General features: G+C 74.2%; 16 protein-coding genes, 1 tRNA gene and 1 riboswitch. Of the genes, 8 read left to right on the top strand and 9 right to left on the bottom strand.

All coding sequences use genetic code 11. The features are described 5' to 3' along the window. Window positions 1-426 precede the first annotated feature (426 nt). Window positions 427-984: a MarR family winged helix-turn-helix transcriptional regulator gene (locus tag IF19_RS0128385; RefSeq protein WP_030119492.1), complete on the bottom strand. Its 558-nt coding sequence runs from the start codon at window positions 982-984 to the stop codon at window positions 427-429. Between the two features lie 173 nt (window positions 985-1,157). Here IF19_RS0128385 and IF19_RS0128390 point away from each other — a divergent pair, with 173 nt between their 5' ends. Then, on the top strand, window positions 1,158-2,513 hold the full coding sequence (locus IF19_RS0128390; protein WP_032747682.1) for an MFS transporter: 1,356 nt from the start codon (window positions 1,158-1,160) through the stop codon (window positions 2,511-2,513). Window positions 2,514-2,541: 28 nt separating this feature from the next. On the opposite strand, the gene IF19_RS0128395 is transcribed toward IF19_RS0128390, so the two are convergent. Next, window positions 2,542-4,209 carry an ATP-binding SpoIIE family protein phosphatase gene (locus IF19_RS0128395; RefSeq protein WP_030119494.1) on the bottom strand — a complete coding sequence of 556 codons (1,668 nt, stop codon included), beginning with the start codon at window positions 4,207-4,209 and terminating at the stop codon, window positions 2,542-2,544. Between the two features lie 299 nt (window positions 4,210-4,508). Continuing rightward, window positions 4,509-5,954, bottom strand: coding sequence for an NAD(P)/FAD-dependent oxidoreductase (locus IF19_RS0128400; protein WP_078580712.1), 1,446 nt, complete (start codon window positions 5,952-5,954; stop codon window positions 4,509-4,511). A gap of 344 nt (window positions 5,955-6,298) precedes the next feature. On the opposite strand from IF19_RS0128400, the gene IF19_RS0128405 reads away from it, so the two are divergent. Next, entirely contained in the window at window positions 6,299-7,198 is a 900-nt protein-coding gene (locus tag IF19_RS0128405) for a TetR/AcrR family transcriptional regulator (RefSeq protein ID WP_030119496.1), read from the top strand. Window positions 7,199-7,597: 399 nt separating this feature from the next. Beyond that, window positions 7,598-9,616, top strand: coding sequence for a sigma-70 family RNA polymerase sigma factor (locus tag IF19_RS0128410; protein ID WP_030276624.1), 2,019 nt, complete (start codon window positions 7,598-7,600; stop codon window positions 9,614-9,616). Window positions 9,617-9,682: 66 nt separating this feature from the next. Here IF19_RS0128410 and IF19_RS0128415 read toward each other — a convergent pair whose 3' ends face one another. Next, complete coding sequence (locus IF19_RS0128415; RefSeq protein WP_030117320.1) at window positions 9,683-11,794, bottom strand: asparagine synthase-related protein; 2,112 nt, start codon at window positions 11,792-11,794, stop codon at window positions 9,683-9,685. An 854-nt stretch (window positions 11,795-12,648) separates the two neighbouring features. Here IF19_RS0128415 and IF19_RS0128420 point away from each other — a divergent pair. The 4 genes from IF19_RS0128420 (at window position 12,649) to IF19_RS0128435 (ending at window position 18,445) form a co-directional block, all read left to right on the top strand. Continuing rightward, entirely contained in the window at window positions 12,649-14,223 is a 1,575-nt protein-coding gene (locus IF19_RS0128420) for an NsdA family TPR-like regulatory protein (RefSeq protein WP_030117319.1), read from the top strand. Between the two features lie 253 nt (window positions 14,224-14,476). Then, window positions 14,477-15,733, top strand: coding sequence for an L-2-hydroxyglutarate oxidase (lhgO, locus tag IF19_RS0128425; protein ID WP_030117318.1), 1,257 nt, complete (start codon window positions 14,477-14,479; stop codon window positions 15,731-15,733). Further along, the gene (trmB, locus tag IF19_RS0128430) at window positions 15,726-16,685 is read left to right on the top strand and encodes a tRNA (guanosine(46)-N7)-methyltransferase TrmB (protein WP_030276626.1); all 960 of its coding nucleotides are present in this window, start codon (window positions 15,726-15,728) and stop codon (window positions 16,683-16,685) included. The genes lhgO and trmB overlap by 8 nt, the downstream gene beginning before the upstream one ends. A gap of 188 nt (window positions 16,686-16,873) precedes the next feature. Next, complete coding sequence (locus IF19_RS0128435) at window positions 16,874-18,445, top strand: PrsW family intramembrane metalloprotease (protein ID WP_030276628.1); 1,572 nt, start codon at window positions 16,874-16,876, stop codon at window positions 18,443-18,445. Window positions 18,446-18,472: 27 nt separating this feature from the next. On the opposite strand, the gene IF19_RS0128440 is transcribed toward IF19_RS0128435, so the two are convergent. The 5 genes from IF19_RS0128440 to IF19_RS0128460 form a co-directional block, all read right to left on the bottom strand. Further along, on the bottom strand, window positions 18,473-19,420 hold the full coding sequence (locus IF19_RS0128440) for an aldo/keto reductase (protein ID WP_030195964.1): 948 nt from the start codon (window positions 19,418-19,420) through the stop codon (window positions 18,473-18,475). A gap of 338 nt (window positions 19,421-19,758) precedes the next feature. Then, on the bottom strand, window positions 19,759-20,784 hold the full coding sequence (locus IF19_RS0128445; RefSeq protein ID WP_030117312.1) for a M23 family metallopeptidase: 1,026 nt from the start codon (window positions 20,782-20,784) through the stop codon (window positions 19,759-19,761). Between the two features lie 11 nt (window positions 20,785-20,795). Further along, window positions 20,796-20,949, bottom strand: a riboswitch (cyclic di-AMP (ydaO/yuaA leader). A 340-nt stretch (window positions 20,950-21,289) separates the two neighbouring features. Next, the gene (locus IF19_RS0128450) at window positions 21,290-22,513 is read right to left on the bottom strand and encodes a PP2C family protein-serine/threonine phosphatase (RefSeq protein ID WP_030117311.1); all 1,224 of its coding nucleotides are present in this window, start codon (window positions 22,511-22,513) and stop codon (window positions 21,290-21,292) included. A gap of 141 nt (window positions 22,514-22,654) precedes the next feature. Continuing rightward, entirely contained in the window at window positions 22,655-23,407 is a 753-nt protein-coding gene (locus IF19_RS0128455) for a MerR family transcriptional regulator (RefSeq protein WP_030117310.1), read from the bottom strand. A gap of 134 nt (window positions 23,408-23,541) precedes the next feature. Beyond that, window positions 23,542-23,615 (bottom strand) — tRNA-Met (locus IF19_RS0128460). Between the two features lie 170 nt (window positions 23,616-23,785). Between IF19_RS0128460 and tsaD the strand changes: the two genes are divergently transcribed. Beyond that, window positions 23,786-24,868: a tRNA (adenosine(37)-N6)-threonylcarbamoyltransferase complex transferase subunit TsaD gene (gene tsaD / locus IF19_RS0128465; RefSeq protein ID WP_032746935.1), complete on the top strand. Its 1,083-nt coding sequence runs from the start codon at window positions 23,786-23,788 to the stop codon at window positions 24,866-24,868. The last annotated feature ends 14 nt before the right edge of the window (window positions 24,869-24,882 follow it).

Consider the following 24,882-nt stretch of genomic DNA (forward strand, 5'->3'; position numbering starts at 1 on the left):
CTATCAGACTCTTTCGTGCCTGATTCCCGGTCGAAGCGGGCCCTGCGATTCTGCTTGTTTCGCTTTCCAGGTCTTCGCTTTCACGTTTCCCTTTCCGGCAAGTCCGACTCTATCAGATCCTTTCGGGCCTGATTCCCAGTCAGCGGGGCTTGTCTTCCCGGCTGTTGGGCCGTTCCGACGCTCAAACTCTAGCGGATTCTCCCGGCGGCTCATAATCGGGCCTTCGCAATCAATTCCGGCATGCCGAAATCATCCCGAGTGGGAGATCGTGCTGAAGTTTGGTTGCCGCATTCGCGGCGGGATGGCTGCCCCGGATTCGTACCGACTCCGTGACAACTCGGAGAACACTACGCAGCCGAGCGGGGTGGTGTCAACCCTCCCCGGGTGGCCTTCCCCGTCCGCCCCGGGGCCTTCCGCTACCGGCCGTCAGTCCAGGTCGGTGAGGCGGCCGCCGGCGTCCGGTTGGGCGTGCTCCACCCGGCGCAGCAGGCGGACCAGCAGCTCGCCGAGGACGCCGCGCTCATCACCGGAGAGGTCCTGGAGGAGGTCCTCCTCGAAGTCGGTCGCCATGCGCATCGCCTCCAGCCATTTCGTACGGCCCTCGTCGGTCAGCTCGACGATGACGCGGACCCGGTTGTTCTCGTCGCGGTCCCGGGTGACCAGGCCCTCGCCGGCCATCCGGTCGATGCGGTGGGTCATGGCGGCCGGAGTGAGGCCGAGGCGCTTCGCCAGCTCTCCGGGGCCCAGGCGGTAGGGGGCGCCGGACAGGACGAGGGTCTTGAGGACCTCCCACTCGGCGTTGCTGATGCCGAGCGCCGCGACCTGTCTCCCGTACGCGACGTTCATCCGGCGGTTCAGTCGGCCCAGCGCGGAGACGACCTGCTCGACCTGGGGGTCGAGATCGCGGAACTCCCGCTGGTACGCGGCGATCTGTTCGTCGAGGCTCGGCTCGCCGACGGCGGGCTCCTCGGTGCTCTCGGACATGGCGGGCAGTATGGCACGGCTCACCACCCTTGAAGTCCTTCATGATGAAGTTTTCACACTTGAAGTTTAGTGCTAAAGTCTTCGAGTCTGATTTCTTACGTGCGGGGCCCGCCGCGCGGCCAACCGGTGACGGGCCCTTCGAGATCTTGAGGTAGGTGAGTGTGACCAGGGAGATGGGCGCAGCGCTGCGGCGGATCCAGCTGGGCAGCGCGCTGAGCGCGTTCGGGCTCGGATTCACCGTTCCGTATCTGTACGTCTATGTGGCGCAGGTGCGGGATCTGGGCGCCGGGACGGCGGGGGTCGTCCTGGCGGTCTTCGCGATGGCGGCGCTGGCCGTTCTGCCGTTCACCGGACGGGCCATCGACCGGCGGGGCCCGTTGCCCGTGCTGGTGGTGGCCTCCGGTCTGGCCTCCGTGGGCGCCGCCGCCCTGGGATTCGCGAGCAGTGTCCCGGCCGCCGTGCTGGCCGCCGCGGTCCTGGGCGCGGGTACCGCCGTCATGCAGCCCGCCCTCGCCACGATGCTCGTGTGGTGCTCCTCCACCGCGACCCGTACGCGCGCCTTCGCCATGCAGTTCTTCCTGCAGAACCTGGGCCTCGGCCTCGGCGGGCTGGTCGGCGGGCAGCTGGTGGACGTGGACCGGCCGGCGAGCTTCACCATGCTGTTCCTGATCGAGGCCGCGATGTTCGTGGTGCTCGGCGTCACCGTGACGACCGTGCGGATGCCCCGCCCGGCCTCGCTCGGTGAGGTGCGGCCGTCCGACGCCTCGGCGGCGAAGGGCGGCGGGCTGCGCGCGCTGCTCTCGCACCGGGCCATGGTGCAGCTGTGCGTGCTCGGGTTCGTGCTGTTCTTCGCCTGCTACGGGCAGTTCGAGTCGGGCCTCGCCGCGTACGGCACCGAGGCCGCCGGGATCGAGCCGTCCACGCTCGGCCTCGCGCTGGCCGCCAACACCGCGGTCATCGTCGTCGCGCAGTTCGTCGTGCTGCGGCTCGTGGAGCGGCGTCGGCGCACCCGGGTCATCGCCGCGGTCGGTCTGATCTGGGCGTTCGCCTGGATCGTGGCGGGCTACGCGGGGCTGGGCCACGGCAGCCAGACCATGGCGACGGCCGCGTTCATCTCCACGTACGCGCTGTTCGGGCTGGGTGAGGCGATGCTGTCGCCGACCGTCGCGCCGCTGGTCGCGGACCTGGCGCCGGAGTCGATGGTCGGGCAGTACAACTCGGCGTTCGCCCTGTGCAAGCAGCTCGCGCTGGCGGTCGGCCCGGCGGTCGGCGGGCCCATGGGGGCCTCGCTGCACGGCCCGTACATCGTGACGTTCGTGCTGTTCTCGCTGGGCATCACGGGGCTCGCGCTGCGGCTGGGCCGCCGCCTCACCCCCGTACAGGACCAGCCGTCGCTGGCGGCCGTCCCGTCGCGGGTGGTGGCGGTGTCACTGCCCGAGAGCCCCGAGAGCCTTGGGGGGCGCGAGGGCGGGGACGTCGTCGGGAACCCCCCGGCTCCGACCTCAGCGCCGGCCCCGGCCGGTCACTGACCGGCGTCGCTCCGCGCGTTCGCCCTGCTCACCGCGGCAGGGCGAACTCGCACCAGACCGCCTTGCCGCCGCCGGGAGTGCGGCGGCTTCCCCACGAGGTGGCGATCGAGGCGATGATCGAGATGCCTCGGCCCGCCTCGTCCACCGGTTCGGCCTGGCGGCGGCGCGGCAGGTGGTCGTCGCCGTCGGTGACCTCGATGATCAGCCGCCGGTCCGTACGTCTCAGGCCCAGGCGCATCGGGGGTGTGCCGTGCTGGAGGGAGTTGGCGACCAGCTCGCTGGTGGCGAGCACGCCCAGGTCGCACAGCTCGACCGGGAAGCGCCAGGAGGCCAGCACCCCGGTGGCGAAGGCGCGGGCGCGCGGGGCGGCCTCGATGCCGCCGAGGAGATCGAGCGCCGCGTTGTGGAACAGCTCCGCGTCCGCCCCCGTGCGGGCGGGGTGCTGGACGACCAGGACCGCCACGTCGTCGTCGTGCTCCGCGGTCACTCCGAGGGAGCGGATCAGCCGGTCGCAGACGACCTGCGGGGTCCCCCTGGCCCCGGACAGGGCGCGGGCCAGGGAGGCGACGCCCTCGTCGATGTCCTCGCTGCGCCGCTCGACCAGGCCGTCCGTGTAGAGGACGGCGGTGGAGCCGGGCGGGAGCGCGATGGTGCCGGAGGTGTGCACCCAGCCGCCGGTGCCGAGCGGGGGCCCGGTGGGGTCGGCGGCGCGGTGGACGGTGCCGTCCTCGTCGGCGACGAGGATCGGGAGGTGCCCGGCGGAGGCGTAGACGAGCTGTTCCTCGTTGGGGTCGTGGACGGCGTAGACGCAGGTCGCGATCTGGCTGGCGTCGATCTCGGCGGCGAGGACGTCCAGCAGCTGGATCACCTCGTGCGGCGGGAGGTCGAGCCGGGCGTAGGCGCGGACGGCGGTGCGGAGCTGGCCCATCACGGCGGCGGCCCGGACCCCGCGGCCCATCACGTCGCCGATGACGAGCGCGGTGCGGCCCGCGCCGAGGGTGATGACGTCGTACCAGTCGCCGCCGACCGCCGCGTCGGTGCCGCCGGGCTGGTAGGTGGCGGCGATCCGGAGGTCGTCGGGCTGTTCCAGCTCCTGCGGGAGCAGGGAGCGCTGGAGGGTGACGGCCGTCTCGCGGTGGCGGCGCTCGCTGGTGCGCAGGCGTTCGGCGGCCTCGGCGTGGTCGGTGACGTCGGTGGCGTAGACGAGGACGCCTTCGCCTCCCGCCTCGCCGGCGACGGGGGTGCAGGTCACCGTGTACGAGCTGCCTCCGGGGGTCCGGCGGGACTTGACCGTGCGGGCGGTGCCGCTGCGCAGGACCTGGTCGAGGAGGGGGAGGACGCTGAGCTGGGCGAGCTCCGGCATGGCCGCGGCGGCGGGGGTGCCGGACGGGCGGGGGCCGAACGCGGTCGCGTAGGCGTCGTTGACGTAGGAGATCTTGTGGTCGGGGCCGTGCAGCAGGGCGACCGGGGCGGGGAGCCGGCCGATGATCTCGCAGGCGGACAGGTCGTCGAGGGTGGGGCCGGGGGCGGTCTCGGGGGTGGCGGCGTCGCCCGGCGCCGGGGAGGAGTCACCGGGTGGGCCGTCCGGCCGGGCGGATTCGGCTCGGGCGGCCGGCACGGGACTGCGGTCGTTCCGTGCGGCGGCGGCTCGGCGCTGCGTTCCGGAAAGGCGGGCGCTCCAACGCGTGAAGTTCACGGTATTTCTGGCCTCGTGTGTCGGTCTGGTCCGCTCGGGCGGGCTGCTTCTTCTGCCGTTGTCATCGGTGCGTCGGGGCCGTACCCCCGGGAAGGCGCAGCCGGGCCTCTTCGTGCTCGTGGTGCGTCGCTGCTGGTCACTGTTGGTTACTGCCGACCGGGTCACTCTGTGCAGGTGTGGGCCCACCTATGGTCACACGTCCAGTGTGACCGACCGTACTGACAGTTGCCTCCCGACCGCTCCGCCGACGGGCCGCCAGCCGCCGCTCGGAGGGCCGTCGTCCGGCCGCCGTGCGCCCCTCATCCGCCGGTCGGGCGGTGCTCCGGCGGTTCTTCCCCGTCCTTCGGGCGGCCGGGGCGGGGGATTCCCGGTGCGGCGCCGCCGCCCGCCGCGAGTTCGAACTCGGCGCGGGGGTGCTCCAGCGAGCCGAGGGAGACGATCTCGCGTTTGAAGAGGCCGGACAGGGTCCATTCGGCAAGGACGCGGGCCTTCCGGTTGAACGTCGGCACCCGGCTGAGGTGGTAGACGCGGTGCATCAGCCAGGCCGGATAGCCCTTGAGCTTGCGGCCGTAGACGTGGGCAACGCCCTTGTGCAGGCCGAGGGAGGCGACGGATCCGGCGTACGCGTGCCGGTACTCCGCCGGCGGCCGCCCGTCGATCGAGGCGAGGACGTTGTCGGCCAGCACCTTCGCCTGGCGTACGGCGTGCTGGGCGTTGGGGGCGGTCTCGCGGCCCGGTTCGGCGGCGGTCAGGTCGGGTACGGCGGCGGCGTCGCCGGCGGCCCAGGCGTGCGGCATGCCCTCGACGCCGAGGGCGGCGGTGCAGCGGAGCCGGCCGCGTTCGGTGAGGGGCAGGTCGGTGGCGGCCAGCAGGGGGGCCGGTTTCACGCCCGCGGTCCAGACGAGGGTGCGGGTGGGGAAGCGGGAGCCGTCGCTGAGGACGGCGACGCGGTCCTCGCAGGTGTCGAGGCGGGTTTCGAGGCGTACGTCGATGTTGCGGCCGCGCAGCTCGCCGACGGCGTACGTGCCCATGGCCTCGCCGACCTCGGGGAGGATCCGCCCGGACGCCTCGACGAGGATCCATTTCAGGTCGGACGGCTTGATGTTGTGGTAGTACCGGGCGGTGTAGCGGGCCATGTCCTCCAGCTCCGCCAGCGCCTCCACGCCGGCGTAGCCGCCGCCGACGAAGACGAAGGTCAGAGCGGCGTCGCGGATGGCGGGGTCACGGGTGGCGGAGGCGATGTCCATCTGTTCGATGACGTGGTTGCGCAGCCCGATGGCCTCCTCGACGGTCTTGAAACCGATGCCGAATTCGGCCAGCCCGGGAATGGGCAGGGTGCGTGACACGGACCCCGGCGCGATGACGATCTCGTCGTACGCGATCTCCAGGGCCCCGGTGCCGTCCTCGGCGGTGGCGAGGGTGGTGACGGTCGCGGTCCGCTTGGCGTGGTCGACGCGCTCGGCCTCGCCGATGACGATCCGGCAGTCCTTCAGGACGCGGCGGAGCGGGACCACCACGTGGCGCGGTGAGATCGAGCCGGCGGCCGCCTCGGGCAGGAAGGGCTGGTACGTCATGTACGGCTCGGGCGTGACGACCACGATCTCGGCGTCGCCGCTTCTCAGCCGCTGCTTCAACTTCCGTTGGAGGCGCAGCGCCGTGTACATCCCGACGTAGCCGCCGCCGACGACGAGAATGCGTACACCTGGCCGGGTGCCGGGGGTCGTCCCCCGGGAATCTGGAGCCATCACCACCCCATGACGCAACGGAGTCAGTGGTTTGTCCACAGGCCCGGCAAATTGTGTGACCGGAGCGCTCCCAGCGGGGCTCGGTGTCCGTGCGCGGGGCGGAACGGCAGCCGCGCAGGTCAGGCGCTACGCCGGGGGTGGGAGGCGGGACGATCTCCCCGCGTGGACCGGGTCGTGGCCGGTTCGGGCGCCGCCCCATGCGGAACTACCCTCTTCTGAATTGACGCGGGCTCAACTATGTTCGGTACCCGTCGGGGTGTCGGGTGCGGATTTCGTTGTGCGCCGCTCCCCGGCTGAAACGGCGGGAAGTCTCCGGGGGGAGACGTCATAACCGGGGGAAAGTTATGCAGATTCAGGATACGCATGGCCAGGCTGCGCTCTCGCGCCCGTCCGAGGACCAGGGACGCCTCGGCTCCGTGGGCGCGCTCGGGGTCATGAGCTCGGCCGACGCCGTTCGTTCCGCGGCGGCCGTGAGCGCCGCGATGGTCTCGTCCGCTGCCGTGCCGGCCCCGAACGGGGCGACGGCCACCACGACGGGATCCGCGGGCGCGCCGCGCTCGGCCCCGCTGCGCGTCGACGCGCAGCGGAATCTGGAGCACGTGCTGCGTGCGGCACGCGAGGTGTTCGGGGAGCTGGGGTACGGCGCTCCGATGGAGGACGTGGCACGTCGCGCGCGCGTCGGCGTGGGCACGGTCTACCGGCGGTTCCCGAGCAAGGACGTGCTGGTGCGCCGGATAGCCGAGGAGGAGACCTCCCGGCTGACCGAGCAGGCGCGTACGGCGCTGGGGCAGGAGGAGATGCCGTGGGCTGCGCTCTCCCGCTTCCTGCGGACGTCGGTGGCTTCGGGCGCGGGCAGGCTGCTGCCGCCGCAGGTGCTGCGGGTCGGGGCCGAGGCGGAGGAGCCGGCCGGTTCGGCGGGCGCGGGCGACGAGACCCGGGTTCCGCAGCAGCGGCAGGGCGTGGGCCAGGACGACTTCCGGGTCGTCGGTCAGCGCTCCGGTGGGGCCGACGGGCTGGACGGGATCGGCGAGGAGACCGGTGCGGTCGAGCTGCTGGAGGTCGTGGGGCAGTTGGTGGACCGGGCGCGGGACTCGGGCGAGCTGCGCCGGGACGTGACGGTCGCCGATGTGCTGCTGGTCATCGCCACGGCGGCTCCTTCGCTGCCGGACGCCGCTCAGCAGGCCGCGGCCTCGGCCCGGTTGCTGGACATCCTGCTGGAGGGTCTGCGGTCGCGCCCGGCGTGACGCGGGGCGGGGCCCGAGCGGTGACATGGTGCGGAGCCTGAGGGATGGGCGGAGACGGGGTCGACGGGCGGGGCGGTGGTTCTGCCGCCGTGCCGGCCGGCCTGCGTCGGCCGCTCCCGCGCCGCCGGTGGTCGTCCGTCGCGTCGAGTGTGCGGGCGGGGCGGGCGGCATGAGGTGGTCGGGGCCGGGCGGCCGGGCGGGCGCACCCGCGACGATGACACGGACGCAGACGGAGACCGACCGACAGGGGCCCATTCCCCGAAAGAGTGACGCCTAGTACTCCCTTACCAGAAAGCGCCCCGGATGAGTGGTTGGCGCGACGGAGGGGCGAACGCGATTGAGCCATGTGGCAGTCTTGGCCGGTATTCGGGTCCGAGGGTGTATACGGGGGCTTCCGCGATGAGCGGTAACGAGCAGCAGGAAGAGCCGCTCGACGAGATCGCTGCGGCCGGCAAGGACACGAGGGCGGCGGGGCGACCCGCCGGGCACGTGCCCGTCCGGGCCGCACGCGGCGCGTCGGACGGCGAGCACGAGGGCGGCACCGTTCTGCCCGGCCCGTGGCCCGCCGTCGCCGAGGACGACGCCTCCGGCGGAGCCGGGGCGGGCGTCGGCCCGCACGCCGTTCCGCAGCAGCGCGCCGGTCGTAGCGGGGCTCCCGAGTCCGGGCTCTCGGACGCCCGGCTGATCGAGGACATGCGGGCCGGCGACGACCAGGCGTACGAGGAGCTGTTCCGGCGACACTCGGCCGCCGTCCTCCGGTACGCCCGCAGCTGCTGCCGCGACGGGCATACCGCCGACGACCTGACGGCCGAGGTGTTCGCGCGCACGCTCCAGGCCGTACGGGGCGGGAAGGGGCCCACGGAGGCGGTCCGGGCCTACCTGATGACCGCCGTCCGCCATGTCGCCGCCGCCTGGACGAAGAGCTCCAAGCGCGAGCACCTGGTCGACGACTTCGCGGTGTTCGCCGCGCAGGCCACCCGCTCCTCGGAGCTCTCCGACGACGACACCCTCGAACTCGGCGCCGACGTCCTGGCGATGCACGAGGCCGAGCAGACGATGGCGATGCAGGCGTTCCGGAGCCTTCCGGAGCGCTGGCAGGCGGTGCTGTGGCACACCACCGTGGAGGAGGAGTCGCCGAGCGAGATCGCCCCGCTGTTCGGCCTCACCGCCAACGCCACCGCCGTGCTGGCCGGCCGGGCCCGCGAAGGGCTCAAGCAGGCATACCTCCAGGCCCACGTCAGCCGGGCGCTCACCACCGGCGGGGACTGCGCGCAGTACGCCGACCGGCTCGGCGCGCACGCCCGGGGCGGCCTGCGCACCCGCGCCGAACGCGGTCTGCGCAAGCACCTCGACGAGTGCGCCAGGTGCCGGGTGGCCGCGGGCGAGCTGGAACAGGTGAACGCCGGGATTCCGGCGCTGCTGCCCGTCGCGGTCATCGGGTGGTTCGCCGCCGGATACGCGCTCAAGGCAGCCGGCGTGGTGGCCGGCGGCGCGGTCGGGGCGGCCGGGGCGGGCGCCGCCGCGGCGGCCACCGGGTCCGGTTCGACCGGCGGGGCCGCCGGGGGCGCTGCGGCCTCCGAGGGGCTCGGCACGCCCGCCAAGGCCGGGATCGCCGCCGCCGTGACCGTGGCCGCCGCGGCCGGACTGGTGTGGGCGCTCGTCGGCGACGACCAGCCGAAGCCGGAGCCCAAGCCGGTCGCCAAGCCGCCGGCCGTGGCGCCGGCGGATCCCACGCCCGCGCCCGAGCCCCCGCCGCCGGCTCCGAAGCCGAAGCCCGAACCGCCGGCGGCCCCCGCACCGCCCGCGCCCCCGGAGCCGGCCCCGTCCGAGCCGGCCCCGGAGCCGACGCCGAGCCCCACGCCCTCCCCCGAGCCGCCGCCGGAGCCCGCGCCGCCCGCGCCGACTCCGCCGCCGTCCCCCTCTCCGACGCCGACGCCGACGCCGCCCCCTCCGTCTAAGCCCACCCCGCCGCCGCCCGCGCCGGAGGTGTACCAGGTCAGCGAGTTGCCGTACTCCGTCTTCGGGGACCGCAGCGAGCCGGAGGTGGTGATGGGGCAGAGCAGTTGGATCTGGCAGCGGTCCAACGTGTCGATCGCCTCCACCCGGTACGCGCACGGGGTGACCGTGCACGCCCGCTCCTCGGTGACCATCCGGCTCAACCGGCCGTGCACCCGCTACGAGGCCATGGTCGGGGTGGACGATCTGACGATGGGTCTCGGCGCGGCGCGCTTCTCCGTGTTCAACGGAGACGGGGCGCGGCTGTGGCGCTCCCCGGTGATGAAGGGCGGCGACCCCGCCGTCCCGGTCGGCGTGGACATCTCCGGCCAGTCCTCGATCCGCCTGGTGGTGGAGCCCGAGGGAACGTTCGGCCAGGTGGCGCTCGCCGACTGGGCGGAGTCCCGGATCAGCTGCTCCTGAGCCGTACGCGGGCCCGCACGCCGGACGCGCCCCGGGGCTTCGGTCCGGTGGGCGGAAGCGTTCCGGTCAGGGCTGGAGCGTGCGCCGGGCGGGGGCCACGCCGCCCGCGACCGCGCGCCGGCGCGGTGCGGCCGTACCGGTCCAGCAGGTGCCGCGGCGGTTCAGCAGGCGGCGCAGCCACAGTTCGGTGGAGGCGAGGTCCGCCAGTCCGTCCAGGGGCAGCGGTGCGCCCTCGGAGGCGGCGCGCAGGGCCTTGCGGACCACCCGGGCCTCGACCAGGCCCGCGTCGGCCAGCAGCGGGGCGTCGAAGAGGGCCATCAGGTCGGGCAGGGCCATGCGCAGGCCGGTCCGGGTGACGGCGGTGGAGGTGGCCTGGGAGGGCGCGCCCCAGCCGGGCGGCAGATCGTGGATGCCCGCCCCGCCGAGCACCCGGCGCAGGATCGCGGCCCGTGCGCCGGGCTGGACGCGGAGCGATTCGGGCAGGGCGCGGGCCGCCCGGACGACCTGGTTGTCGAGGAACGGGGCGTGCAGGCGCTGGCTGCGGATCTCCGTGGCCTGTTCCAGGATCCGGTGGTCGGCGGCCCCCCGGGCGAGCGCGGCGCGGGCGCGGGCCTCCCCCGGGCGCTGCACGGAGGTGGGCCGGATCGCCGCCTCCTGGAGGCGAACCGATACTTCCGCCAGCGCCTCTCCCGTGAGCCAGCGCGCAGCCGGTCCCGGGCGCGACCAGGCGAGGGCGGCGAGCGAGGCGTCGGCGGGGGTGGCGAGGTCGGGGGCCCGGCGGTTGGCGTCGGGGAGGAGTCCGGCGGCGGACTCCAGGCCGGTGCGGTAGGACGTACGGGCGAGGCGGCGCGCGGCGCGGTAGAGCGTCAGCGGGACGAACAGGGAGTGCGCCGTGGGGCCTTCGGCCTTGGTGAGGGCGGCGACGGGGCGCAGGAGGTGGCGTCTGCGCCGGTCCATCAGGAGGTCGGCGAGACGGGCCGGATGGGCGTCCAGGACCTGCCGGGCCCCGTGGCCGACGAGGTGGTCGGCGCTGCCCGCGGAGAGCCGGCGGCGGTGGCGTTCGGCGAGGACGAGGGAGGGGGCCGGTTCGTCGGTGAGCGGTCCGGTGTCCAACGAGGCGTAGGGCAGGGCCTCTTCGCCGGCCGCGACGACGACGTGGTGCAGGCGCGGGTCGGCGGCGATGGCGTGGGCCCGCTCCAGTTCCTCCTCGTCCCCGCGGGTGGTGAGGTCGTTGAAGGTGACGGCGAGCAGCCGCTCCCCCGCGCCCGCTCCGTGGCCGAGCAGGGTGCCGGGCAGCCCGGGGAGTCCGGAGGCGAGCAGGGCGAGGGTGGCGGAGGCGCTTCCTCCGGAGAGGTCGGCGCCGATGCCCGCCACGGGCCCGCCCCGGGCGGCGCGCCGGTCGGCGGGGCCCATGCCGGGGACGGGCCCGGGGTCCGGCGGGGCGGCTTCGGGCGCGTGGCGGGGGGCCGTGAGCCGGGCGCGTACGGCTTCGACGAGCGCGTCCCGTACGCCTTCCACGGCGTGCACCGGGTCGGCCTGGGGAGCCGCGACGGCGAGGGAGGCGACGGCCTCGTACCCGGTGATCTCGCGCGAGCCCTCGCGGAGGATGAGCGCGTGCCCCGGCGGGACCCGCTTCACGCCGGCGTAGGGCGTGCCGTCGCCGAGCGCTTCGGGGGACTCGGGGCAGGCGAGCAGGGCGGCGAGGTGCCCGATGTCGAGCTGGGCCTCGATGAGGTCGGCGAGCGGCAGGGCCGCGGTGGCGAAGGCGGTGCCGCCGGCCCACGGGGTGTGGAAGACGGGCCGGGCGCCGGCCAGGTCGCTCGCGACGGTGATGCGGCGGCCGATCTGCACGACGGCGGTGTAGCTCCCGGGCCAGGCCGTGAGGTGGCGCATCGCGCCGCCGCGCGCGGAGAGCAGGCCGACGCGCAGTTGCTCGTCGGTGGCGCCGCAGCAGCCGAGGACCGCGAGGCGCGCGGTGGGCGCGCCCTCGGGGGTCGCGACGCCGATGACGCGGATCTCGTCGGGCCGCCAGTCACCGACCGCCCAGAGCGGATCCGGGTCGCCCCACAGCAGTTGGGAGCCCACGGGGTGGACCGTGCGCCCCTCTCCGCTGTTTCCGACGGCGCCGACGGTGCCGAAGCTCGCGGCGATACTGCTCCACCCCACCAACCAACGCATCGCCGCCTCCACAGGCTGTGGACAAACGGCGCACCGGATGAGCGAGAACACCGCTGCGGGACATGCTGCCACGACAATGCCGCAGGAGAGGGTGTACGGGCAGCGCACGCCGGAAGAGCATGCGCCCCTGGCAAAGGCCCGCCGCGTTCTTCACCGCGGCCACAACAACGGAACGCCCCGTTCCGGGAGTTGCGGAGCCGGGGCCGCCCGGCCTCCGCGCCGCCCCGGCCCGCCCCCGATGAGAGGGGAGGGCCGGCGCCGCCCGGAAACAGCGTCGATATCCGGCCATAGTCGGACCGTTGGCCAGACCCTCACCGGACCGTCGCTATTCGGCCATTCTCTCGAAGCGCCACCCCGCGCGCTCGCCGTGCCGCGCCCCCCTTGGCGACCCTTCCGCGCACGGTCCGGGAGGTGGGCCTCACCTCCCGGACCGGTCCGCCGCTCGCGGGGAATGGAACGACGGTTTCCCCCAGCCCACTGAGTCCAGTGCAGTGGGCCGACCCACGCAGGACCCAGCCAACCGGCCGGGCGGGGGCCGGACCAGAGCGCACGGCCGGGCGCACGGCCACACACCGGGGGCACGCCCCGCACCGGCGTACGGACGCCGCAGCGACGGCCCCGGCCTCCCGCGCGGACAACAATCCCGCCATCCGGACGTCCACCCCTTAACGGTAGGGATAGGGAGAACTACGCTGTGTTTACCGGTGTTCTCGACAGGGGGGCATATTCCTCGGGGCTCAGCCACATGCGTGTGCAGGTGGAGTACGAGGGTTCGAACCTGGGGAGGCATCGGCACGAATGCCGCGCACCGCCCTCGGTGACGCGGCGGCCGTCTGTGTGTCGAGGGGTGGCGCATGTCCAGGGAGCAACGCGGGCCGAACGAGAAGCTCGGCACGGTTCTCGCCCTCGCGGGAATCAGCAACGCCGGGCTCGCCCGGCGGGTCAACGACCTCGGAGCACAGCGCGGTCTGACACTTCGCTACGACAAGACCTCGGTGGCCCGGTGGGTCGCCAAGGGCATGGTGCCGCAGGGCGCGGCGCCGCATCTCATCGCGGCGGCGATCGGGGCCAAGCTCGGCCGGCCCGTCCCGCTGCACGAGATCGGCCTCGCCGACGCGGACCCCGCACCGGAGGTGGGCCTCGCCTTCCCCCGCGACGTGGGCGAGGCGGTCCGGTCGGCGACCGAGCTGTACCGGCTGGATCTGGCCGGGCGGCGGGGCGGCGGCGGGATCTGGCAGTCCCTGGCGGGATCGTTCTCGGTGAGCGCCTACGCGACGCCCGCCTCCCGCTGGCTGATAACCCCCGCCGATCCGTCGGTGGCCCGGGACCCGACGGCGGCACAGGCGTCAGCCCTCGGGGCGCGCGGCGGCACGGGCGACACCCCCGGCGCGGCAGGACCCCGCGGCCCGGGAAGCGCACCGGACGCCCGGGGCGCACATCTCCTCCACACCGGCGCGGCCGGCTCCGTGCCGGTCCAGCCCGGACCGGACGCGGTGGCGGACGCCTCGCCGCTGCGCGTCGGCCACAGCGACGTGTCGAAGCTGCGCGAGGCGGCGCAGGACGCCCGGCGCTGGGACTCCAAGTACGGCGGCGGCGACTGGCGCTCGTCCATGGTCCCCGAGTGTTTACGCGTGGACGCCGCTCCCCTGCTCCTCGGCTCGTACACCGACGAGGTCGGGCGGGCCCTGTTCGGCGCCTCGGCCGAACTGACCCGGCTGGCGGGGTGGATGGCCTTCGACACCGGGCAGCAGGAGGCCGCCCAGCGCTACTACATCCAGGCCCTGCGCCTGGCCCGCGCCGCCGCCGACGTCCCGCTCGGCGGCTATGTCCTCGCCTCGATGTCCCTCCAGGCGACCTACCGCGGCTTCGCCGACGAGGGCGTCGACCTCGCCCAGGCCGCCGTCGAGCGCAACCGGGGCCTCGCCACCGCCCGCACCATGAGCTTCTTCCGGCTGGTGGAGGCGCGCGCCCATGCCAAGGCGGGCGACGCACCGGCCGCGGGGGCCGCGCTGAAGGGCGCGGAGAGCTGGCTGGAGCGGTCCCGGGCGGGCGACTCCGATCCGTCCTGGCTCGGCTTCTACGGCTACGACCGGTTCGCCGCCGACGCCGCCGAGTGCTACCGGGATCTGAAGGCCCCCCGCCAGGTGCGGCGCTTCACCGAGCAGGCGCTGTCCCGGCCGACCGAGGAGTTCGTCCGCAGCCACGGACTGCGCCTCGTCGTCTCGGCCGTCGCCGAGCTGGAGTCGGGCAACCTGGACGCGGCCTGCGCGGCGGGCACCCGGGCCGTGGAGGTCGCCGGACGGATCTCCTCCGCCCGCACCACCGAGTACGTACGCGACCTGCTCCACCGCCTGGAGCCGTACGGGGACGAGCCCCGCGTCGCGGAGCTGCGGGAGCGGGCCCGCCCCCTGCTGGTCGCCCAGGGCTGAGCGGGGACGAGGAGGCGAGCTCGTACACGGAGACGAGGTCAGAGGCCGGGCTCGTACGCGGGAACGGGCTCGGTGGCCCGGGGCCCGTAAGCAAGGACGGGCTCGGGGAACGGGGTGGGGAGCGATCGGCGGCGGGGCGTGGCGCGTCCCGGCGGCGGCCCGCCGGGGCCGAGGTGTGCGCCACGCCCCGCCCCTCCCGGGTTTGAGCCCGTTGTCAGTGGGTCAGTGCACTATCGGGGTGGGAGGTGGCGTGATGATGACGCACGCGGCGTACGACTGCGACGTGCTGGTGACCGGTGGCGGGATCGTCGGCCTGTCGACGGCGTACGCGCTGACCCGGGCCGCTCCGGGCACGCGGGTGACGGTCCTGGAGAAGGAGTCCGGCCCCGCCCGCCACCAGACCGGCCGCAACAGCGGTGTGATCCACAGCGGTATCTACTACCGCCCCGGCTCGCTGAAGGCGCGGTACGCGCTGCGCGGCTCCGCCGAGCTGGCGGACTTCTGCGCCGAGCACGCCGTCGCGCACGCCACCACCGGCAAGCTGATCGTCGCCACCGACCGTTCCGAGCTGCCCCGGCTGCACTCCCTGGTGCAGCGCGGCCGCGAGCACGGGCTGCCCGTGCGGGAGCTGGGCCCGGCCCAGATCGCGGAGTACGAGCCGGAGGTGCGCGGGCTCGCGGCGATCCGGGTCAACACCACCGGCGTCTGCGACTTCACCGCCGTCGCCCACCGCCTCGCGGCCGAGGTCGGCGCCGCCGGCGGCATCGTGCGCTACGGCGCGGAGGTCACCGCGATCGACCGCCGCCCCTGGGGCGTCGCGGTGCGCACGGCGGACGGCCCGGTGGTGCGCGCCCGGACGCTGGTCAACTGCGCGGGGCTGCACAGCGACCGGGTGGCCCGCCTCGCCGGGGACGACCCGGGGGTGCGGATCGTGCCGTTCCGGGGCGAGTACTACGCGCTGGACCGCCCCGAGCTGGTGCGCGGCCTGGTCTACCCGGTGCCGGACCCGGCGTTCCCGTTCCTCGGCGTCCACCTCACCCGGGGGTTCGACGGCTCGGTCCACGTCGGGCCGAACGCGGTGCCCGCCCTGGCCCGCGAGGGATACACCTGGCCGCGGGTCCGCCCCGCCGAACTGCTGTCCACGCTGAGCTGGCCGGGCACCTGGAGCATCGCCCGCCGCCACTGGCGGTACGGGGCGGGCGAGGTGCACCGTTCGCTGTCCCGGTCCGCGTTCACCCGGGCCGTCCAGCGGCTGCTGCCCGCCGTCACCGAGGACGACCTGCGCCCGTCGCCCGCCGGGGTGCGGGCCCAGGCGGTGCTGAGGGACGGCACGCTGGTGGACGACTTCCTGATCCGCGAGGCCCCGCACACCGTGCACGTGCTGAACGCCCCGTCGCCCGCCGCGACGGCGTGCCTGCCCATCGGGCGGGAGGTCGCGCGGCTGGCGCTGCGCCGGGCTCAGGAGACGGGGTGGAAGCCGCCCGCCGTAGAATCCGGTCATTGTGTCTGAGCAGCCCCTGAACCCCAGCCCCGCCGGAACCCCCGACGACGCCGCGGCCGGCACGGCGCCCGCCGCCCCCGGGCCGTCCGCCCCCGGACCGACCGGTTCCACGGCGGCCGACGCGCTCCCGCTCCCGCTCCCGGCCGAACCGGCCTCCGACGCCGCCCCCGACGCCCTGTCCGACGAGGACGCCGCCGCGCGGCGGGCCGCCTCCTTCGAACGCGCGCGGCGACTGCGGCAGGAGCCCCGCTTCCCCGGCGGTCCCGCCGCCGACCCGGCCGGCTCGCACCACGAGCGCCGGATCCGCAGCTTCCAGCCGCGCCGCAGCCGGGTCACCACCGGGCAGCAGGAGTCACTGGAGCGGCTGTGGCCGCAGTGGGGCCTGGACATCGACGGCAAGCGGGTCCTGGACCTGGCCGAGCTGTTCGGCGGCCTGCCCGTCGTCCTGGAGATCGGCTTCGGCATGGGCGAGGCCACCGCGCAGATGGCGGCCGACGACCCGGGCACCGGCATCCTCGCGGTCGACGTCCACACCCCCGGCCAGGGCAATCTGCTCGGCCTCGCGGAGAAGGCGGGCTCGACGAACGTACGGGTGGCCAACGGCGACGCGGTCATCCTGCTGCGCGAGATGCTGGCCCCCGAGTCGCTCGACGGCCTGCGCGTCTACTTCCCCGACCCGTGGCCCAAGGCCCGCCACCACAAGCGTCGGCTCATCCAGCCCGACTTCCTCGACCTGGTCGCCCCGGTCCTCAGGCCCGGCGCGATCGTCCACTGCGCGACCGACTGGGAGCCGTACGCGGAGCAGATGCTGGAGGTGCTCACCGCGCACCCCCGCTTCGAGAACACCGCGGCCGACGGCGGCTACGCCCCGCGCCCGGCGTTCCGGCCGCTCACCCGCTTCGAGGGGCAGGGCCTGGACAAGGGACACGTCGTCCACGACCTGCTGTTCGCCCGCGTCTGAGACACCACGGCGCACGACGGCGCGCACCACGGCGTACAGCCGTGTCCTCGCCGGATACGCACCCCTGTCCTCGCCTGACACGCCCCTGTCCGGAAACGCCCCGGCCGGGCTCGCGGTCCTGGCCGGATGCGCCGCCCCGACCGGATGCGCCGTCGCCGGGTGTCAGCACCGCTCGTTAGGGTCGAGAGGTGTCCGACCCCTCCGTGCAGCATCATCAGGCGCGGCCCGCCGTACCGGTCCTCCACGAGCAGCGGCTCGACGAGGTCCTGGGCGCCGCGCCGGAGCCCGGCCGCGAGCGCTACCGGCCGCACCGCGTCGGCATGGTGTGGCGCAGCAAGGCGTTCCGCGTCGGGGCCGTGGCGGTGGCGCTCCTGCTGTGCGGGCTGATCATCCTCGCCCTGGTCCGCGAACAGACCGGCACGGAGGGGTTCCTGGTCGGTCTCGGCCTCGCGGTGCTGCCCGTGCCGCTGCTGATGGCCGCGTTCCGCTGGCTGGACCGGGTCGAGCCGGGGCCCTGGCGGAACCTGCTGTTCTCCTTCGCCTGGGGCGCGTGCGCCGCCGCGCTCGTCGCGATCATCGCCAACTCCTTCGCGACGCGCTGGATCGCCACCGCGACGGCGGACCCGGCGAGCGCGGACACCCTGGGCGCGACCGTGATCGCGCCCGTGGTCGAGGAGAGCGCGAAGGCGGCGGCCGTGCTGCTCATCTTCCTGTTCCGCAGGCGGGAGTTCAGCGGGGTGGTCGACGGCATCGTCGTCGCCGGCTTCACCGCGACGGGCTTCGCGTTCACCGAGAACATCCTCTACCTGGGCAACGCCTTCGGTGAGGACCAGCAGCTCGGCAGCTCCGGGCTGGCCTCGGTGACGGCGGGGACGTTCTTCGTACGGATCGTCATGTCGCCGTTCGCGCATCCGCTGTTCACCGTGCTCACCGGCCTCGGCTTCGGCTTCGCGGCGGTCAGCGCCCGCGACCACCGGGTCCGCCGGATCGCCCTGCCGCTGCTGGGCCTGGCGCTGGCGATGGGGCTGCACGCCCTGTGGAACGGTTCGTCGTCCCTGGGCCCGTACGGCTTCTACGCGGTGTACGGGATCGTCATGGTCCCGGCGTTCGGCCTGGTGACCTGGCTGGCGATCTGGTCGCGCCAGCGGGAGCTGCGTACGCTCGCCGCCGAGCTGCCCGCGTACGCGGCGGCCGGCTGGCTCACCCCCGCCGAACCGTCGGCGCTCTCCTCCATGCGGGCCCGGGGCGTCGCCAGCGACCTGGCCCGCCACTGGCAGCAGGACCGGATCCGGGGCCGGGCGGCGGCCCGCGCGGTCGCGGAGTACGAGTCGTTCGCGACCTCGCTGGCCGGCCTGCGCCGCCGGGCCCGCCACGGCGCGGTGGGACCGGACTTCGGCGCGCGGGAGCGGGAGTTGCTGCACCACCTGTGGCAGCGCCGGGAGATCGCGGCCCCGGCACTCACCCACGCGGCCCGCCTCACCTCCCGCCCGGGAGCCCACCGGAACCTCGCGCCGACACCGTACGGAAGCGGTCCCGGGTACGGAAGCGGCCACGGGAGCGGCCACGGGCCGGGGTACGGCTACGGGTACGGCCCCGCCCCTTGGAGCCCGCCGCCCGGCCACGGCCACCCGCAGCCGCAGCCGCAGCCACAGCCACAGCCACAGCCGTACGGTCAGCAGCCCGCCCAGCCGTACGGACCACCGCCCGGTTACGGCTACGGCGCCCCGCACCCTCCGCACGGCCACCGCCGGCCCCACTAGCAACCGGCCGGGAGGACCCCGCGCACGTCAGGCGGATGCCTCGGTGAGCAGCGCGATCTCCTCGTCCGTCAGCCGGAGTCCGGCGACCGCGAGGAGGGCGGGGAGCTGTTCGACCGTACGGGCGGAGGCGATCGGGGCGGCCACGGTCGGCTGTGCGGCGAGCCAGGCGAGGGCGACGGTCGCGATCTCCGCGCCGCGCTCCCCGGCGACCCGGTCGAGCGCCGCCAGCACCTTGCGCCCCCGCTCCGACTCCAGGTGACCGCCCGCCGTCGCGGACCGGGCGCTCTCGACGGGCGTTCCGGGGCGGTACTTGCCGGTGAGGAAGCCCGAGGCGAGCGCGTAGTACGGGACGGCGGCGAGTCCGGCGGCGGCCGCCGTGTCCTGGAGCGCGCCCTCATAGGTGTCGCGGGAGACCAGGTTGTAGTGGGGCTGGAGGGCGACGTACCGGGCGAGGCCCTCGCGCTCGGAGAAGTCGAGGGAGGCCCGCAGCCGCTCGGGGCTGATGTTGGAGGCGGCGATGTGGCGCACCTTGCCGTCCTTCACCAACTGGTCGAGGGTGGTGACGATCTCCTCGACGGGGACGCTCTCGTCGTCGAAGTGCGTGTAGAAGAGGTCGATGCGGTCGGTACGGAGCCGGGTCAGCGACGCGTCGACGGCGCCCTTGACCGCACCGGCGGACAGGCCCCGGTGGTCGGGGTGGGCGCCGGCCTTGGTGGCGACGAGGACGTCGTCCCGGTTGCCGCGGGAGGCGAGCCAGTCGCCGATGACGGTCTCCGACTCGCCGCCCCGGTTGCCGTCGACCCAGGCGGAGTACACGTCGGCGGTGTCGATGAAGTTGCCGCCGGCCGCCACGTAGGCGTCCAGGACGGCGAAGGACTGCTCCTGGTCGGCCGTCCAGCCGAAGACGTTGCCGCCGAGGGCGAGCGGGAAGACCTGGAGGCCGGAGGTGCCGAGGGGGATGCGCGGTGAAGTCATGTGAGGGTCCAACGGGCGCGCCCGGGGACGGTATTCCACCGCGTACGCCATCCGGGGCGGCGACGGGGCCGTACGCGGTGGGGCCGGGGCGTACGGAGCGGTGCCCCGTACGCGGGGGTGGTACGGGCCCGTACGCGGGGGTGGTGCGGACCGGGCGCGGACATGGGGCGGGCCCGGGCGCGGATGTGGGGCGGGCCCGTCGGGCGGCCGCGTGAGCCCCCTGAGCAGACCGGCAGCCCTGACGTCGGGGGGTGTGCGTCAGGGCTGCCGGGGTTTCGGGGAGGGCCGGCGGAGGAAGACCGCCGGCCGGGGACCGGCGAGCGGCCGGTCCGGGGTGTTCAGACCTGCAGGCCCTTGCTGTTGAGCCAGGCCATCGGGTTCATCGCGGAGCCGTCGGCGGTCCGGACCTCCATGTGGAGGTGGGTGCCGGTGACGTTGCCGGTGGCGCCCATGCGGCCGATCGTCTGACCGGTGGTCACCTTCTGGCCGACGGAGACGTCGATCGAGGACTGGTGCGCGTACCAGATCTCCGTGCCGTCCTCCAGCTGGAGCACGGTGCGGTAGCCGTACGAACCGGACCAGCCGGCCGACGTGATGGTGCCGCTGTGCACGGCCTTGAGCGGCGCGCCCGTCGATCCGGCGAAGTCGAGGCCGGTGTGCTGGCCGGAGGACCACATGGCACCGGACTGCCCGTAGGTCGAGGTGATCGTGTACGAGGAGGTCGGCAGGGAGAAGCTGGCGGCGAGCTTGGCGAGCCGCTCCTCCTCCGCCTTCTTCTTCGCCGCTTCCTCCGCCGCCTTCTTCTCGGCGGCGGCCTTCTTCTCGGCCTCGTCCTGCTGCTTCGCGGCCTCCGCCGCGGCCTCCTCGGCGGCGGCCTTCTCGGCGGCGGCCTTGGCCTCGGCGTCGGCGGCGGCCTGCTGCTGCTCGGCCTGCTGGAGGATCCGGGCGCGCAGGGCCTCGCCCGCGTCGGCGCCGCTCTCCACCTCGGCGGTGGTGAGACCGGCGTTGGTGATCGGCGCGGCGACCGGAGCGGTCTCCGCGTCGTCGGACATGAACGCCCCTACGCCGGGAAGGGACTTGGCGTCGGGAAGATTGTCCGCGATGGAATCGGGAAGGGAGATGGAGACCGGGGCCTTGTCCTGAGCGGTGGCGATGCCACCCGCTCCGACGGCCGCCATGACGCCGACCCCGAGGACGGTGGAGCTGCGCGCGAGACCTCGCTGCTTGGCCACGCGGTGCCTGCCGCGCACGGGGCGGATGGTGTCCTCGGTGGGGTTCCACTCGCCAACGGACCGCTCCGCGCCGCCGTAGACGTCCGCGTTGAAGGGTGAAACGGCCTCAGGGGCAGGCTGGTTGGACGCCACGTGGGCGCACTCCTTTCCTTCCTTCTCGCCTACCGGGTTAGCTGACGGGTTCGGAGCAGGAAGGTCTCCTACGGGCCCCTCCGCCTCTGACGAGACGCAGGCGTCCGATTCACCCCAAGGAACGTGGTTCCCCGGTTTCCTCGCGGAATTCGGCGCTCGCGCGCGGCGCCGTCCCTGACGACGGCTGTGACGACCGCGCTGCGTTATCGAACGTTAATAGACACCCGGGCCCGATTCCAAGCTGTTCCTGTTGATCATTAACGAACAGGACGGGGATGTACGGGGCACAAGCGGGTGGAATCGGGCGACCTGACCGTCGTTCAGCGACACCCCTTTTTATGACGGTGTGTCAAACGTTATGCGGAGCGGCGTCCTTCGATCACCCAGCGTGGTATCGGCCCGCACCCCTGAACACGCCTCCGCACCACGTCCGGACCGCCCCGCGCCCGCCGGACCACCACCGCGCGTTCCGCCCGTCGGCCGGACCGCCACCGCGGGCTCCGTGCTACCCCTCGCCGGGCCCGTCGCCCCGGCCCACGATCGGCACCGTCGTCCGGCGCACCGGCTGCCCCTCCGCCGGCCGGCCCACCGCGAGCAGCGCCATGTCGTCCGTGGCCCGCCCGCCCGTGTGCAGCCGTACGTCGTCGGTGAGCGCCGACAGCAGCTCCTCCGGCCCCGGGAAGATCCGGCCGCGCAGCCGGGCCGCCGGATCGTAGAAGACCCCGTCGGCGTTCCGGGCCTCGGACAGGCCGTCGGTGAAGGCGAGGAGCGTCGCCCCCGGGGGCATCTCCCACACGTCGGCCCGGTCCGGCCACGCCCCGAGGTCCATGCCCAGCGGCAGTGCGGGCACCGAGGGCGCCAGCACCTCCAGGGCGCCGTCCGCGTGCAACAGGATCGGCTCGGGATGGCCCCGGTTCACGACGCGGAGCGAGGTCGCGCCGGGCGGGATCTCGGCCAGGACGGCGGTGATGAACCCCTCCATGGCGTCCAGCCCGTACCGCCGCGTCCCCTCCCGTGCCAGCGCCCGCTCCAGCCGCTGCGCCACGCCCTCCAGCGAACGCTCCTGCTCGGCCGCCTCCCGGAACGACCCGATGATCACCGCCACCGCCTCGACGGCCCCGAGCCCCTTCCCCCGCACGTCCCCGACCACCACGCGGACGCCGTACGGGGTGTCGGCGACGGCGTACAGGTCGCCGCCCACGAACTCGTCCGCCTGCGCCGCCTCGTACCGGGCGGCCACCTGGAGCCCGCCGATCCGCTCCGCCGGGGTTGGCAGCACGGCCCGCATGGCGGTCTCCGCGATGACCCGGGCCGAGGCCAACTGCTCGTTGCCGCGCCGCACGACGCCGTTGATGAAGACGGCCAGCACGGCGGTGGTGAGCACGGTGAGCATCTCGATGACCGGGACCACCCGGGTGGAGGTGCCGTCGGAGAGCCGCATCGCGATGACGGACAGGACCGAGGCGACGCCCGTGCGGACGGTCCGGGAGAGCGAGAAGAACGGCGCGGCGATCAGCGGGGCCGCGACGAACAGGGGGACGGCCGTGAAGTTGGTCGGGGCCAGTGAATCGAAGAGCAGCCCGCCGACGATCAGCAGCGCCGGCAGCATCCGGACGAACCGCCGGGAGCCTCTGCTGCCGGACGTCCCGGTGTCGTCCGGCGAACCGAACACCGCGCGGCCGACGGCGTCGACGCCCCGCCCCGCTCCCCGCCGTCGCTCCTCGCCCATCCCCACCTGTGCACTCCTGCCCGGTCCACCCACGGCTGCGGACGGTACCGCGCCCCGCCCAGGCTTCCCGGAGCCGCGCCGAGCGGCGACTCCTCATCGGCCGAATAGGGGGAGTGCGGGTGGCGGCTCGGCCGTCCGTGGTCAGTCGGAGAGCCGGTGTTCCGCGTAGACCGTCAGCGCGTCCCGTACGAAGGCGGCGGTGCCGTCTCCGTGGCGATCGTAGTTCTTCCCGAACCGGGGATCGGCGGCGTACATCTCGCCGAGCCCGATCACGTACGACCGGCCGGGCGCGCGGGACGACGACTGCGCCAGCCACGCGCAGTGCCGCCGGGCGATCTCCTGCGCCTCGGGCCCGTCGGCGGCGAGCCCCGCTCCGCGGGCGCGGCCCCAGTCGCGGGCGATCACCTCGTGCTCGTCCTGGAACGCCCGTTTCTCCGCCGCCCCCAGCGAACGCCACCAGCGGTCGCCCGCCGCGTACGCCTCCCGGCCCCAGCGCTCGGTCACCTCCTGCTCGTGGACCGTGTGGTCGAACCCGTCGAACACTTCTTCGGCCATGAGTTCCGTCCCCTCCAGCGTCTTGTGGAGCGTGGTCCGCACCGAGGCGATCTGCCGCCCGATGCGCGCCTGCTCCTGTTCGAGCAGCCGCAGATGCGCCCGCAGTGCCACCGCCGTGTCCCGCTGCCCCGCCAGCACGTCCTTGATCGCGGGCAGCGAGAGCCCGAGCTCGCGCAGCAGCAGGATGCGCTGCAGCCGGACGAGGGCGTCCTGGTCGTAGTAGCGGTAGCCGTTGCTCCCCACCCGGCTCGGGGCGAGGAGCCCGAGCTCCCCGTAGTGCCGGAGCGTGCGGCTGGTGGTGCCGGCCCGGCGGGCGATTTCCTGGATGGACCACTCCATGCCGGAAACGCTAGATCTTGACGCTGCGTCAAGGTCAACCCCGCAAGCACCGGGCCGGGGCGGGCCGCACCGGGGCAGGCCGGGAAACGACTCGGGCCCGGCACGCTGTCTGCGTGCCGGGCCCGGGCCTTCAGTAGCGGGGACAGGATTTGAACCTGCGACCTCTGGGTTATGAGCCCAGCGAGCTACCGAGCTGCTCCACCCCGCGTCGGTGAACACAACTCTACGGCATTCCCGGAGTGCCGATGACCAATTACTCCGGGGCGCCCCAGCGCGGGGGCCTTCCGGCCCGCCGTCTCCCTCGGCGGGCGAGTACCTTGTTGCATAGAGATTGCAATAACGAACACTGTGCGAGAAGAGGCTCCCGTGCGGACTCCGGTGGTGCTGGGCGTCGAGTCGTCGTGTGACGAGACGGGGGTGGGGATCGTCTCCGGCGGGCGGCTGCTCGCGCACGTCGTGGCGTCGAGCATGGACGAGCACGCCCGTTTCGGCGGGGTCGTGCCGGAGATCGCCGCCCGCGCGCACCTCCAGGCGTTCACCCCGGTCGTCCGGGAGGCCCTGGCGCAGGCGGGTATCGGGCTGCGCGGCGTCGACGCGGTCGCGGTGACCACCGGGCCCGGTCTGTCCGGCGCGCTCCAGGTCGGTCTGGCCGGGGCGAAGTCGCTGGCGTACGCGGCGGGCGTACCGCTGTACGGAGTGCACCACCTGGCCGGGCACGTGGCCGCCGACACCCTGGAGCACGGGCCGCTGCCCGATCCGTGCGTGGTCCTCATCGTCTCCGGCGGCCACACCTCGCTGCTGCTGGTGCGCGACCTGGTGCGCGACCCGATCCTGCACCTGGGCGACACCGTGGACGACGCCGCGGGCGAGTGCTTCGACAAGGTCGCCCGCGTCTTCGGCCTCCCGTATCCGGGCGGGCCCGCCATCGACCGCGCCGCCCGGGACGGAGATCCCCGCGCCGTCGCCTTCCCCCGGCCGTTGCTGGGCTCGAAGGACGACCCGTACGCGTTTTCCTTCTCCGGGCTCAAGACCGCTGCCGCCCGCTGGGCCGAGCAGCACCGCCTGCGCGGCGAGGACCTGCCGCTGGCCGACGGGGCCGCCTCGCTCCAGGAGGCCGTCGCGGACGTCCTGACGCGCAAGGCGCTGGCCGCCTGCCGCCAGTACGGCGTCCGCACCCTGGTCGTCGTCGGCGGGGTCGCGGCGAACTCCCGGGTCAGGGCCCTGGCCGAGGAGCGGTGCGCGGCGGCGGGCGTCGAGCTGCGGGTGCCGCCGCTGACGCTGTGCACGGACAACGGGGCGATGATCGCCGCCGTCGGCGACCTCCTGGTGCGATCGGGCGCGGCTCCGGCGAAGCTGGACGTGTCGATCGACCCGTCGGCGCCGCTGGAGTACGCCGCGCTCCACCCGGCCCCGGCCCCCGCGCCGGCCAGGGCCCGTACCGCCGCCGCGCGCCCTCGGTGACCGGCCGCCCTCCC

It is taken from the genome of Streptomyces californicus (assembly GCF_000717645.1).
Lineage (GTDB): Bacteria > Actinomycetota > Actinomycetes > Streptomycetales > Streptomycetaceae > Streptomyces > Streptomyces californicus.

What these genes read in the sequence shown, in the direction of transcription:
- IF19_RS0128385 (WP_030119492.1), bottom strand. Translation starts at nt 984, where the DNA reads ATGTCCGAGAGCACCGAGGAGCCCGCCGTCGGCGAGCCGAGCCTCGAC.
- IF19_RS0128390 (WP_032747682.1), top strand. Translation starts at nt 1,158, where the DNA reads ATGGGCGCAGCGCTGCGGCGGATCCAGCTGGGCAGCGCGCTGAGCGCG.
- IF19_RS0128400 (WP_078580712.1), bottom strand. Translation starts at nt 5,954, where the DNA reads ATGGCTCCAGATTCCCGGGGGACGACCCCCGGCACCCGGCCAGGTGTA.
- IF19_RS0128405 (WP_030119496.1), top strand. Translation starts at nt 6,299, where the DNA reads ATGCAGATTCAGGATACGCATGGCCAGGCTGCGCTCTCGCGCCCGTCC.
- IF19_RS0128410 (WP_030276624.1), top strand. Translation starts at nt 7,598, where the DNA reads ATGAGCGGTAACGAGCAGCAGGAAGAGCCGCTCGACGAGATCGCTGCG.
- IF19_RS0128415 (WP_030117320.1), bottom strand. Translation starts at nt 11,794, where the DNA reads ATGCGTTGGTTGGTGGGGTGGAGCAGTATCGCCGCGAGCTTCGGCACC.
- IF19_RS0128420 (WP_030117319.1), top strand. Translation starts at nt 12,649, where the DNA reads ATGTCCAGGGAGCAACGCGGGCCGAACGAGAAGCTCGGCACGGTTCTC.
- lhgO (WP_030117318.1), top strand. Translation starts at nt 14,477, where the DNA reads ATGATGACGCACGCGGCGTACGACTGCGACGTGCTGGTGACCGGTGGC.
- IF19_RS0128440 (WP_030195964.1), bottom strand. Translation starts at nt 19,420, where the DNA reads ATGACTTCACCGCGCATCCCCCTCGGCACCTCCGGCCTCCAGGTCTTC.
- IF19_RS0128450 (WP_030117311.1), bottom strand. Translation starts at nt 22,513, where the DNA reads ATGGGCGAGGAGCGACGGCGGGGAGCGGGGCGGGGCGTCGACGCCGTC.
- IF19_RS0128455 (WP_030117310.1), bottom strand. Translation starts at nt 23,407, where the DNA reads ATGGAGTGGTCCATCCAGGAAATCGCCCGCCGGGCCGGCACCACCAGC.